Source organism: Phaeospirillum tilakii (assembly GCF_042683125.1).
Taxonomy (GTDB): Bacteria; Pseudomonadota; Alphaproteobacteria; order Rhodospirillales; family Magnetospirillaceae; genus Phaeospirillum; species Phaeospirillum tilakii.
The window spans coordinates 62,018-74,427 of the sequence record NZ_JBHUIY010000011.1 but is presented as its reverse complement, the minus strand read 5'-3'; the positions used below and the strand labels follow the sequence as shown (position 1 = coordinate 74,427).

Genomic DNA, 12,410 nt, shown 5'->3' with positions numbered 1-12,410 from the left:
ACCCTTGACTATGCCATAGGTAATAGCCACGTTCGCGCAAGCTCACTCCGGTCCGGTCAGGAGGCCCCATGCTCGCGAATGTGCGGATTTCCCAGAAAGTCGGAATCGTCATCCTCGTCCTGTCCACCGTGATGGTGCTGATCAGCGTACTGGGATTCTACAGCCTGCAACAGATGGCGGCGGCGGCCCGACGGATCGACGCCTATGGCGATCTGGTCAAGGACGGCGCCCGGCTCAATCAGGACCTGCTGGTGATCAACCGCTCCGAATACCGGATGGCGGCCAACCCGGTCGAAGCCGGCGAGGCGTCGAAGGTGATGCGCGAGGCGGCGGATTCGGCCGTCAAGCGGCTCGATGAGTTGCTGTCGAGCGCACCGCCCGCCTATCGCCAGGATCTCGACTCCTTCCGCAGCGCGTTCTCGAGCTATCTCGACAGCGCGCGGCGGACCGAAGCCGCCGCGATGGAACAGACCAACCGCCAGCTCGATGCCGACCAGCGGGCGCTCTATGAGATCGTGCGGGCGTCGCGGGCCCAGGCCAACCCGCTGTTGCAGCGGATGCGGACCCTGGTCGATGCGTTCGACAAGGAGGGCACCGCGGTGGCCGACGACGCCAACGCGATGGCCCGGACCCTGGGCTTCGCCATGATCGGCGGCACGGGGCTCGGCGTCGTCGCCGGGATCGTGATCGGCCTGCTGATCTCGCGCCGCAGTCTGGTCGAGCCGATCTTGCGGATCATCGAGGTGCTGCGGCAATTGACCGCCGGCAACCTCGCCTGTGCCATCGACGGCACCGAGCGGCGCGACGAGATCGGCGACATCGCCCGCGCCGCCCAGGTGTTCCGCGACAACGCCCGCGAGGCCGAGCGGATGCGCGCCGACCAGGAACACCAGCGCGCCGAGCGCGAACGGCGCGCCCAGACGGTCGATCATCTGACCCAGGGCTTCGACCACAGCGTCGGCACGGTGATCGGGGTGGTGGTGTCGGCCTGCAACGAGATGGAAACCACCGCCCAGATGCTGTCGGCCAATGCCGAACAGACCCACCGTCAGGTCACCGCGGTGGCCGCCGCCACCGAACAGGCCTCGGCCAGCGTCCAGACCGTCGCCAGCGCCGCCGAGCAATTGTCGGCCTCGATCATCGAGATCGGCCGCCAGATGGAACAATCCTCGCGGCTGTCGCACGCCACCGCCGATCAGGCCCGCCAGACCACCGACCTGGTCCAGGGTCTGGCCGAATCGTCGAGCCGGATCAGCGCGGTGGTCGATCTGATCAACGACATCGCCAGCCAGACCAACCTGCTGGCCCTGAACGCGACGATCGAGGCGGCGCGGGCTGGCGAGGCGGGCAAGGGCTTCGCGGTGGTGGCGGGCGAGGTCAAGCACCTCGCCAACCAGACCGCGCGGGCGACCGAGGAGATCGCCGCCCAGGTCGGCGCGGTGCAGGGCGCGACCAACAACACCGTCCAGGCGATCACCGCGATCGTCGGCCGGATCGAGGAGATCAACCAGATCGCGACCACCATCGCCTCGGCGGTCGAGGAGCAGTCGGCCGCCACCAGCGAAATCGCCCGCAACGTCCAGCAGGCGGCGGTGGGCACCCAGGAAGTGTCCTCGACCATCGCCGGGGTGCGCGACGCCGCGACCCAGACCGGCGGCGGCGCCCGTCAGGTGCTGACCGCCTCGCGCTCGCTGCTGAGCCAGAGCACCGACCTCAAGCGGGTGGTGGACGAATTCCTGCTCGGGGTGAAATCGGCCTGAGGCTCTGATACCGCCCGACCCCTGACCTGACCCCGTTGGGTCAGGTCAGGGGTCGGGACGGTGACGCTCAAACGCCGCGCAGGCTTACCGGCCGCCGAACGGATCATACCAAGCCGCGGTGAGTAAAACTCATCGTGGCTTGGGATGAGGTTGCGGTACGCTCCCCTGGCGCCCGAGCACAAGGCGGCGGCGAAGCTGGTGGCGGAACCCAACGGAGAGTCGGGCAATGCCGCCAGCGCGTGATACAGTGCGATTCAGGGCTTGGACTGTCGAAGGAGGTCCCATGGCCATCGCTGACTTGATTTATGAGCAAAGCAAGAAGCTTCCCGACCACTTGGCGCGGGAGGTATTGGATTTCGTCGGCTATTTGGCGGAACGCCAGGAGCGCGAGCAGGGACGCGACCTGATCAACGCCCAGGAATCCGCGCTGAAGGCGGTTTGGGATAATCCCGAGGATCAGGCTTGGGATCGTGTTTGAGCGCGGCGACCTCCTTCTGATCCCGTTCCCCTTCTCCGATCTATCGACAAGCAAGAAGCGGCCGGTGCTGGTGCTGACCCGGCCGGACGCCTATGGCGACTTCATTGCCCTGGCGGTGACCTCCCGCCCGCAAACCGACCATGGAATCGCGCTCACCGCCGCCGACCTCGTTCAGGGCAGTCTGCCACTCGCCAGTTGGATTCGCACCGACCGGGTGGTGACGCTCAACGCCAGCTTGGTGGTCAAAGGTTTTGGGCGAGTCTCGGAAAGGGTCATCACGGTAGCCCTGGGCCGCCTCTGCGACTATGTCGGGCCGGGTGGCCCGGAGGCTCAGCCCGCCTCGTCGTCGTAGTCCTCGGGCGGATATTGCGGCGGGGCCTTGCCCTGGCGGGCAACAACACGGGGGTATTTGACACCGGTCTCGGCCTCCCCGAAATTCAGCGCCTCGACGATGATCCCAGCCGCCCTTTGCCATGATCCGTGCGGCGGCCGGCCAGCCCGCGCGGCGCCTGAGCGTCACCGTCTCGGCCTGACATGACTCAACGGGTCAGGTCATGGGCCGGGCGGTATTAGAGGCTTTTGGTAGGGTAACAAGCACCAGCGAGACTTCCCATGAGGGGCTTAGTCAAAGTTTTGACGTGCAGATTTGTAGTATCTACGACGCCAATTTAGACACAGATCTATCTATTAGCATCAACTGAAATAAGATAAATCCTAAGATCCGTGTCGCGGCTGATGCTGGAGAACAGTTCATCCTTTCTCTTAAAGAATGAGTACAATATTTCGCTTGCCTTATCTATTTCTGCCGCGTTGCTAGCAACGTCAATGGCGACCTGATAGCGTTCAAGTTCATCCATTACTTCTTTCGCTTTTTGCTTATGCTCCGAAGGCCAGCGACCACTGTTAGGATGAAAAATTATCTGCATACTGAGCAGGCAAGAAACGGCTTCAGAACGTAGGCTGTGGTCGATCTTCTTAGTTCGGGTAAGCCCATCAGACAACTTGCGAACGGCAAGTAGGGCTTTACTCAATTCGCCCTGAAAGTCATCCTGCACCTTCTTGCTGGCTTCAAAGCGAGCTTTCTGCGCCTCAATGTTCCATGTCGCAATGTACGAAGCTAAGCCGCCTGCAGCAGCAGTAACTAGTACAATGATGGCTGAGCCGATTAGTTCTCGGCTTTTTTGGCCAATTCCATCATTCATTTTGAAATCTTAACTTTTGATTCAAACCCAACCCCTTTTTTTGCTTTTCTGTGCTCATTCCTCAAAGCATCGATTTTTGAGGGGGAGAGATTGGACACTATATGCTGGTAACTGTCTTGAATTTGCCGCATTTCTTCTGGAGATAGATCGCCACCAGAATTGACAACCTTAGCGGCTTGTGCCTCATCGCTTGTCCAGTCGCAACCAGAAAGGGCGACGAGCGATAGCGCAATCAGTAGCACCCGAGCCGATTGCTGCCACACACCATACCCACCTGGAGACGCAAACTTAATCTCAAAAGTGATCAGCCCTTTCCTGTGAAGGCCGGTATCACGGAGTTCGTCCAGCCCAAGTTTGGATATCAGATCGGGGCACGATAGCGATGCGTTGGCAGCAGCCAGGGCGTAGGTGAGCAACTGAATGCCCGGCACGGTGGCTGCTGGATCGTTATCGTACTTCTCGCCAGCGAATGCGTACTGAGCCTGCCCGTCAAATATGAAATTTTGGTACGCCAACTTAAAGAGCTGATAGCCGAACGTGTCGGTTGGCACCGGTCGAACGGCGCGCCGACCGCCAAGCTGCTTGGACAGGCTCACAGAAACAAGGCGCCGCTCAAAGTCCTTGCGGAGCCAGCGAACCTTCCGGATCGGAACCCGATGATTGCCAAACTGCCTAACTAGAGCGGTATCTTCAATGTCAAAATCACTATAAATTTCTCCAATATAGAGTTTTGATTGGAATCCGTTGTCCTCCGGAACAATGATAATATCACCAACCTTTGCCACTCGAAACAAACGTTCGAAGTTACGAAAGGACATGGCTGCCGAGCGACTGCGCCCATCATCAAAATAGTCTTGGAGATCAGTCGAGGGATAGGAGCCTCGCGCATCTGATTCCTTCAGGTGCCACGATGCGTAGGCCTTCGCTCGGGCTATCTTCGAGAGTAGAAGATGATTCCTCTCAAGGTTAGAGAAATCGGCGACCTCCAGTTCCAAACCCGGTAGTTCAAGAAAAATGCAGCCTTCGGACACAAACTGTCTGACGAAGTCCTTCTTCGTCCCAGGGTACACTCGCCAAATCTTCACATTGCTAGGTATGAGCTTAACATTTAAATCTATTATTGGTCGAATCACAGCATTCTCCAATGCAATTTTGAGTCATAACTTCTCAAGTCCAAAAAATAGACTTCTGCTCACCTCAACAGCCGCACAACTAAAATTACTTGTGCTGAGAATTGGCTTCCCAGCATCAAGTGCTACACTCGACCGTCTTCTTATGGGCATACCGACGAAAAACCGATATGCGAGACACCCAGATTCGAAAGCTAGCGCATTGATTTCACTGAGGATGGTGGGCCCGGCAGGACTCGAACCTGCAACCAGACCGTTATGAGCGGCCGGCTCTAACCATTGAGCTACAGGCCCCACCGGCCGCGCCTCCGAGCAACGGGAGGACGCGGCAGAAACACGAACACGACGCGGTCAGATCAGCCCGATCAGGGCCGCCGCCGCCAGAAGAATGGTCAGCGCCGCCGCCAACGTCAGAATCCGCCGGCGGGCGCCGGGCTGGACATTGTCGTTGGCCGGCGGCGGAATCCGCCGGAACGGCGCCCGCGAAGGGCGCCGGCGCGGGGAACTCTGCTGACCGCCTGCCCTAGCCACGCTGATGCAGCGGGACATAATGGCGCGGCGGCGCACCGACGTAAAGCTGGCGCGGGCGACCGATCTTCTGCTCGGAATCCGTCAGCATCTCGTTCCATTGCGCGATCCACCCCACCGTCCGCGCCAGCGCGAACAGGCTGGTGAACATCTGGGTCGGAATCCCCATCGCCTGGAAGATGATCCCCGAATAGAAATCGACGTTCGGGAACAACTTGCGCTCGATGAAATATTCGTCCGACAGCGCGATCCGCTCCAGCTCCATCGCCAGTTCCAGCAGCGGCTCGTCCTTGATGCCCAGTTCGTCGAGCACCTCGTGACACGTCCGCTGCATGATCTTGGCGCGCGGGTCGTAGTTCTTGTAGACGCGGTGGCCGAAGCCCATCAGGCGGAAGGAATCGTTCTTGTCCTTGGCCCGCTTGAGGAATTCGGGGATCCGCTCCTTGCTGCCGATCTGCTTCAGCATCGCCAGCACCGCCTCGTTGGCGCCGCCATGGGCCGGGCCCCACAGCGAGGCGATGCCGGCGGCGATGCAGGCGAACGGGTTGGCGCCCGACGAGCCGGCCAGACGCACCGTCGAGGTCGAGGCGTTCTGTTCGTGGTCGGCATGCAGGATCAGGATGCGGTCGAGCGCGCGCGACAGGATCGGGTTGACCTTGTAGGGCTCGCACGGGGTCGCGAACAGCATGTGCAGGAAGTTCGCGGCGTAATCGAGATCGTTGCGCGGATAGACGAACGGCTGGCCCATCGCGTACTTGAAGGTCCAGGCCACCACCGTCGGCATCTTGGCGATCAGCCGGTAGCTGGCGATCATCCGGTGGTGCGGGTCGTTGATGTCGATCGAATCGTGATAGAACGCCGCCATCGCGCCGACCACGCCGCACATCACCGCCATCGGGTGCGAATCTCGGCGGAAGCCGCGATAGAAGAAGTTGATCTGTTCGTGCACCATCGTGTGACGGGTGATGTCGGTGACGAACTTCTCGCGCTGGGCGTCGTTGGGCAGCTCGCCCTTGAGGATCAGATAGGCGACCTCAAGGAAGTCGCCATGCTCGGCCAGTTCCTCAATCGGATAGCCGCGATGCAGCAACACCCCGGCGTCACCGTCGATATAGGTGATCGCCGATTTACACGAGCCGGTCGACGTGTAGCCCGGATCGTAGGTGAACACCCCCTGGTCCGAATAAAGCGAGCGGATGTCCATCACTTTCGGGCCGACCGTGCCCGAGATCAACGGCAACTCCACGCTCTGTCCGGTGCTGTTGTTGGTGAGAGTGACCGTCTCTCTCGGCGACGGAGGGGTATTGGTCATCGCAGCGCTCCCTATTCTTGTCATCGGACTTCAGGCGAAGACGCGGTTCAGGCGGGCGTCGAACCCTGCGGCCGATCGCCGCCCAGCGCGTCTCCGAGGCGGCCCAGGGTTTCTTCGCGCCCCAGGACCTCCATGACTTCGAAAATCGGCGGCGACACCGTCGCCCCGGCCAGCGCCGCCCGCAGCGGCTGGGCCACCGCGCCGAGCTTGATCCCCTGCTCGACCGACAGGTCGCGCGCCAGCGCCTCCAGCGGCTCGCGCCCCCAATCGGCCAGGGCGGCGACGCGGGCGGTGAAGGCGGCCAGCACCGCCTGGGCCGCCGGGTCGGCCAGCAGCTTGGCCGCCTTGTCGTCGAGCGCCAGCGGCCGCGCCCGCAGGTAGAACAGCGCCGACTGCGCCAGTTCGACCAGGGTCTTGGCCCGCTCCTTCAGTCCGGCCATCCCGGCGGTGAGGCGGGCAATGTCGGCGGCGCCGATCTCCCGGCCCAGGTCCGCCGCCAGCCGGGGGGCGATCAGCTCGGCCAGACGGGCATCCTCGGCCTGACGCAGGTAATGGCCGTTCAACTGGGTCAGCTTGACGAAATCGAACCGCGAGGCCGAGCGGCCGGCAGTGTCGAGGGTGAACCACGCGATCGCCTGCTCGGTCGAGATGATCTCGTCGTCGCCGTGACTCCAGCCCAGCCGCAACAGGTAGTTGCGCATCGCCTCGGGCAGGAAGCCCATGTCGCGATAGGCATCGACCCCGAGCGCGCCATGCCGTTTCGACAGCTTGGCCCCATCCGGGCCGTGGATCAACGGAATATGGGCGTGGGCCGGCACCTCCCATTCGCAGGCGCGGTAGAGCTGGATCTGCCGGAAGGCGTTGGTCAGATGGTCGTCGCCGCGAATGACGTGGTTGACCCCCATGTCGTGGTCATCCACCACCACCGACAGCATGTAGGTCGGCGTACCGTCGGCGCGCAGCAGCACCATGTCGTCGAGCTGGCCATTGGCGACGCGCACCTCGCCCTGGACCAGATCGCGGATCACCGTCTCGCCCTCGGTCGGGGCCTTCAGCCGCACCACATAGGGGGCGCCGGCCGGGGCGTCCGCGGCGGGGCGGTCGCGCCAGATGCCGGGATAGCGCATCGGCAGGCCCTTGGCCCGCTGTTCCTCGCGGATCGCCGCCAGCTCCTCCGGGGTGCAGTAGCAGCGATAGGCCCGCCCCTGTTCAAGCAACTTTTGCGCCACTTCGGCGTGACGATCGGCGCGCGCGAATTGCATCACCGCCTCGCCGTCCCAGTCGAGGCCGAGCCATTCGATCCCGTCGAAGATCGCCGCCACCGCCGCCTCGGTCGAACGGGCGCGGTCGGTATCCTCGATCCGGAGCAGGAAACGGCCGCCATGGTGGCGGGCGAAAAGCCAGTTGAACAAAGCCGTCCGCCCTCCGCCAATGTGAAGGAAGCCGGTGGGCGACGGGGCAAAGCGGGTAACGACGGTCATGATGGGGGTTCGGCATCCTTTGCCGGAGGGGACAGGGTTGCCTTATGCTTACCATAATCTGGGGTCGGTGACAGCCTGGTGTTGGCCGGCATGGCTGGAGACACACCCGCGCACAATGCATTCCTCTTCGGGCTGGCCGCCCGGGTCCAGGCCGCCGCCGCCGCGTTCGCCGCCGCCGCCCTGGCCGAGCGTGAACGCTGGCCGTTGTGGCTGCCGGTGGCGATCGGCACCGGCATCGGCCTCTATTTCGCCCTGCCGGTCGAACCCGGACCGCTGGCCGGCGTCCTGCCCGTGCCCGCCGCGCTGGCCGGGCTGGTGCTGGCCTGGCGCCGCCACCGGCTCGGGCCGATCCTCGCCGCCGCGCTGGCCCTGGCGCTGACGCTGGGCTTCGCCGCCGCCGCCCTGCGCACCGCCTGGGTCGCCGCCCCGGTGCTGGAGCGGTCCGGGGCGGCGTGGCTGACCGCCCGGGTGGTCGAGATCGAGCGCCTGCCCGACCAGGGCCGCCGCGTCACCTTCGACCGGGTCGCGCTCGAACGCGACGATCTCGGCCCCACCCCGGCGCGGATCCGCCTGCGCCTGCGCCCCGGCGGGCCGGAGATCGCGGTCGGCGACCGCCTGCGCCTGCGCGCCCTGCTCAATCCCCCCGCCGCCCCGGCCCTGCCCGGCGGGTTCGATTTCGCCCGCTTCTGCTGGTTCAAGCAGTTCGGCGCCACCGGCACCGCCTTGTCCCCGCCCGAGCCGGTCGAAGCCGCCGCCGCTCCCGGCAGTCTCACCGTCGCCGTCAACGACCTGCGCCAGCGCATCACCGCCCGCATCGTCGCGGTGCTGTCGGGCGATCGCGGCGCGGTGACGGCGGCGCTGATCACCGGCGACCAGATGCCGATCTCGGCCCCGCTGATGCAGGCCTACCGCGATTCCGGGCTGGCCCACATCCTGTCGATCTCCGGCCTGCACATCAGCCTCGCCGCCGGGCTGGTGTTCGTCGGGCTGCGCACCCTGCTGGCGCTGATCCCGCCGCTGGCGCTGCGCCACCCGATCAAGAAATGGGCGGCGGCGCTGGCGATCGCCGCCGCCTGGGGCTACACCCTGCTGGCCGGTTCGCCGGTGCCGGCCGAACGGTCGCTGCTGATGATCGTGCTGGTGCTGGCGGCGGTGCTGCTCGACCGGGCGGTGCTGTCGATGCGGCCGGTGGCGCTGGCGGCGGCCCTGCTGCTGCTGCTCCAGCCCGAGGAACTGACCGGGGCCAGTTTCCAGATGTCGTTCGCCGCCGTGGTGGCGCTGATCGCCCTGGCCGAGGCCTGGGCGCCGCATCAGGCGGCGTGGCGCGCCGCCCATCCCGGCCCGCTGGCCGCAGCCGGGCTCTATCTGGTTGGCATCAGCCTGACCACCCTCACCGCCGGCATGGTCACCGCCGCCTACGCCATCTACCATTTCAATCGTTTCGCGCTGTGGGCGGTGGCGGCCAACCTGATCGCCATCCCGCTGACCGGGTTCTGGGTGATGCCGTGGGCGCTGGCGCTGGCGCTGCTGCTGCCGTTCGGGCTGGAGGCGGTGGCGCTGGTGCCGATGGGCTGGGGAGTCGAGCTGGTCAACCGCGTCGCCGTCGCCGTCGCCGCCTGGCCCGAAGCCGCCATCGCCACCCCGCCCCTGCCGCTGGCCGGGCTGGTGGTCTTCACCCTCGGCGGCTGCTGGCTGTGCCTGTGGCGGGGCCGCTGGCGCCGCTGGGGGCTGGCGGCGATGGGGCTGGCCCTGCTGACGATGGCTTGGCCCGCCCCGCCCGACCTGCTGGTCGATGGCCATGCCGCCGCCTTCGCCCTGCGCACCGCCGACGGCAGCCTGCTGCTCAACGGCAAGGGCGGCGGCATCCTGCGCGACAGCTGGAGCCGCCGCGCCGGCCCGCCCGCCGACGAACCCTGGCCCGAGGACGGACTGTCCCGCGACAGCCGCCTGTCCTGCACCCCGGCCGGCTGCCGCTGGCGCCCCGACGGCCGTACCGTCGCGCTGATCCTCGACGACAGCGACATCGCCGCCGCCTGCGCCGAGGCCGCGATCGTCGTCAGCCGGGTGCCGCTGCGCCATGCCTGCCGCGGCCCCGCCACCGTGATCGACCGGTTCGACCTGTGGCGCGGCGGCACCCACGCGCTGTGGCTGCGGCCGGACGGAGTCGAGGTGCTGAGCGTCGCCGCCAGCCAGGGCAACCGCCCCTGGCGCCACCAACCGGCACGGCGGCGGCGGAATCCGTAGAAACAGATTGGGCTTTCGCCCAAACCCAACCGGGGCGATGCCCCGGCCCCCCTTTGTTTTTGAAAAAGAAGGGGGTTTGGGGCATCGCCCCAAGCGGGTGCGGGCGGCAGCCCGCTTGGCGAAAGCCAAATTGGCACCGAAGGACGCGCGGGGTATAGTCGCCGCCACCATGAGCACCGACCGCACCGCGCCCGCCGCCACCAATCCGAGCCGTCTTTCGCTGCTGCTGAAAGTGGCCCGCACCATGTCGCCCGATTTGATCCTGGCCAAGTCCTGGTCGTTCCTGGTCAAGCAGGCGAGCCGGCCGGTGCGGGGGCTGATGGCGGGCGGCAGCAGTTCCTATCTCGACCCCGACAGCGCCGGGGGGGCGCCGACGCCACGGCTCGCCACCATCGATTTCACCGCCGCCGCCGCCAATGCCGACACCCTGCGGGCGCTGTGCGCGCTGCATCTCGACCACCGCTTCGACCTGCTCGGCTCGGGCTGGGTCACGGTGGCGCGGGGCGAGACCGCGCCCGGGTTCGGCGAGTATCGTTACGGGCCCGATCCGGCCCTGCCCGCCGACTGGCGCGCGGCGATCGTCGCCGAGCACCGGCGCGGCAACCGCCGGCCGGCGCGCGAGATCCTGGACCTGATCGACGATCCCGACTGGCGGCCGATCGACTGGCAGGTCGATTTCCGCTCCGGCTATCGCTGGGAGGTCTCGACCTGGGGCCGCTCGATCGTCTACGGCCATCAGCCCGGCATCGACGTCAAGCTGCCGTGGGAACTGGCCCGCTTCCAGCATGCCGCCACCCTGGCCCAGGCCCATGCCCTGGCGGTGCAGGGGCTGCCCGGCTTTCCGCCGCCCGAGCGGCTGGTGGCCGAGTTCCGCCATCAGGTGCTCGATTTCCTCGGCGCCAACCCGCCCGGCTGGGGGGTCAATTGGGCCTGCGCGATGGATGTCGGCCTGCGCGCCGCCAATTTGCTGCTGGGCTGGGACCTGTTCCGCGCCCAGGGGGTGCGATTCGACGCCGCGTTCGAGGCCGAGCTGGCCGCCGCCGCCCGCGCCCACGGCCAGTACGTCTTCCGCTACATCGAGTGGCACGAGACCTACCGCGCCAACCATTACCTCGCCGATCTGTGCGGGCTGGCCTTCGTCGCCGCCTATCTGCCCGAGGCCGAGGAAAGCAAGAGCTGGCTCGGCTTCGCCGCCGACGAACTCGATGCCGAGATCCTGCGCCAGTTCACCCCCGATGGCGGCTGTTTCGAGGCCTCGATCGCCTATCACCGTCTGTCGGCGGAAATGGCGCTCTACACCGCCGCCCTGCTGGCCGGCCTGGGGCGGCCGCTGTCGGAGGCGGCCCAGCAGCGGCTGGCCGCCGCCCTGCGCTTCGCCGCCGCCACCACCCTGCCGTCGGGGGCGATGATCCAGATCGGCGACACCGATTCCGGGCGGATGGTCCGCGCCGCGCCGCTGTGCGATCCCGGCCCCGCCGGCCCGGTCGAGCGCGAACTCGACCCGGCCGAGCTGCTCGCCGCCGGGCGCGGCCTGTTCGCCGTCGCGCCCGAGGGGCTGCCGCCCGCCCCGGCCGAGGCCGGTTTCGCCACCGCCCTGGTCGAGGCGCTGGCCGGCGGCACCCGCTTCGCCGCCACCGCCCCGGCCTTGCCGGCGCTGCCGGCCCAGCCGGCGGACAGCGTGCCGGCGGGACGGGTGACGCGGATCCTGCCGCCCGACCCCACCGCGCTGGACGGGCTGGTGCCGCAGGCCTTCGCCGATTTCGGTCTGTATCTGTGGCGCGGCCCGCGCGCGCTGATCGCGGTGCGCTGTGGCCCGGTCGGCCAGAACGGGCGCGGCGGCCACGCCCACAACGACCAGCTCGCGGTCGAGATCGAGATCGACGGCGTGGCCTGGGCGCGCGATCCCGGCAGCTACGTCTACACCTCGGATCTGACCGCGCGCGACCGCTACCGCTCGGTGCTGGCCCATTTCGCCCCGCGCCGGGACGCAGAGGAACCGGCCCGGCTGCTGGCCCCGTTCCGGCTGGAGGATTGCGCCGAGGCGACGGCGCTGCGCTTCGGCCCGGATTTCCTCGGCCGCCATGTCGGCTTCGGCGACCCGGTGTGGCGCCGGGTGGCGATCGAGAACGGCGCGATCGTGATCGAGGACAGCCCCGGCCCGGCGGGAGAGACGGTGATCCGCCGCCCGGAGGAGCTGGCGGCGGCGTGGGGGCTGACGCTGCCCGTCTCGCCCGGCTATGGCCGGCTGGAGACGCGGCGGGGCTGAGCCAAAGCG

9 protein-coding genes and 1 tRNA gene are annotated in these 12,410 nt (G+C 66.6%); 5 read left to right on the top strand and 5 right to left on the bottom strand.

The annotated features are described in order from the left end of the window. The first annotated feature begins 68 nt into the window (after nt 1–68). The 3 genes from ACFSNB_RS07510 (at nt 69) to ACFSNB_RS07500 (ending at nt 2,590) form a co-directional block, all read left to right on the top strand. The gene (locus ACFSNB_RS07510; RefSeq protein WP_377315479.1) at nt 69–1,760 is read left to right on the top strand and encodes a methyl-accepting chemotaxis protein; all 1,692 of its coding nucleotides are present in this window, start codon (nt 69–71) and stop codon (nt 1,758–1,760) included. A 283-nt stretch (nt 1,761–2,043) separates the two neighbouring features. Then, nucleotides 2,044–2,238 (top strand): DUF2281 domain-containing protein, encoded by a 195-nt coding sequence (locus tag ACFSNB_RS07505; RefSeq protein WP_377315478.1) that lies wholly within the window; start codon nt 2,044–2,046, stop codon nt 2,236–2,238. Further along, complete coding sequence (locus tag ACFSNB_RS07500; protein ID WP_377315476.1) at nt 2,231–2,590, top strand: type II toxin-antitoxin system PemK/MazF family toxin; 360 nt, start codon at nt 2,231–2,233, stop codon at nt 2,588–2,590. The genes ACFSNB_RS07505 and ACFSNB_RS07500 overlap by 8 nt, the downstream gene beginning before the upstream one ends. A gap of 328 nt (nt 2,591–2,918) precedes the next feature. Here ACFSNB_RS07500 and ACFSNB_RS07495 read toward each other — a convergent pair whose 3' ends face one another. From ACFSNB_RS07495 to gltX, 5 genes are all read right to left on the bottom strand, one after another. After that, entirely contained in the window at nt 2,919–3,440 is a 522-nt protein-coding gene (locus tag ACFSNB_RS07495; protein WP_377315475.1) for a hypothetical protein, read from the bottom strand. Continuing rightward, on the bottom strand, nt 3,437–4,510 hold the full coding sequence (locus tag ACFSNB_RS07490; RefSeq protein ID WP_377315474.1) for a hypothetical protein: 1,074 nt from the start codon (nt 4,508–4,510) through the stop codon (nt 3,437–3,439). The genes ACFSNB_RS07495 and ACFSNB_RS07490 overlap by 4 nt, the downstream gene beginning before the upstream one ends. A 278-nt stretch (nt 4,511–4,788) precedes the next feature. After that, nucleotides 4,789–4,864, bottom strand: a tRNA-Ile gene (locus tag ACFSNB_RS07485). 229 nt (nt 4,865–5,093) lie between these two features. Next, the gene (gene gltA, locus ACFSNB_RS07480) at nt 5,094–6,410 is read right to left on the bottom strand and encodes a citrate synthase (RefSeq protein ID WP_377315472.1); all 1,317 of its coding nucleotides are present in this window, start codon (nt 6,408–6,410) and stop codon (nt 5,094–5,096) included. A gap of 47 nt (nt 6,411–6,457) precedes the next feature. Further along, nucleotides 6,458–7,891, bottom strand: coding sequence for a glutamate--tRNA ligase (gene gltX, locus ACFSNB_RS07475; protein ID WP_377315471.1), 1,434 nt, complete (start codon nt 7,889–7,891; stop codon nt 6,458–6,460). A gap of 90 nt (nt 7,892–7,981) precedes the next feature. Between gltX and ACFSNB_RS07470 the strand changes: the two genes are divergently transcribed. Further along, nucleotides 7,982–10,135 (top strand): ComEC/Rec2 family competence protein, encoded by a 2,154-nt coding sequence (locus ACFSNB_RS07470; RefSeq protein WP_377315470.1) that lies wholly within the window; start codon nt 7,982–7,984, stop codon nt 10,133–10,135. Nucleotides 10,136–10,304: 169 nt separating this feature from the next. Then, nucleotides 10,305–12,401, top strand: a complete 2,097-nt coding sequence (locus ACFSNB_RS07465; RefSeq protein ID WP_377315469.1) for a heparinase II/III family protein — start codon at nt 10,305–10,307, stop codon at nt 12,399–12,401. Nucleotides 12,402–12,410: the final 9 nt, after the last annotated feature.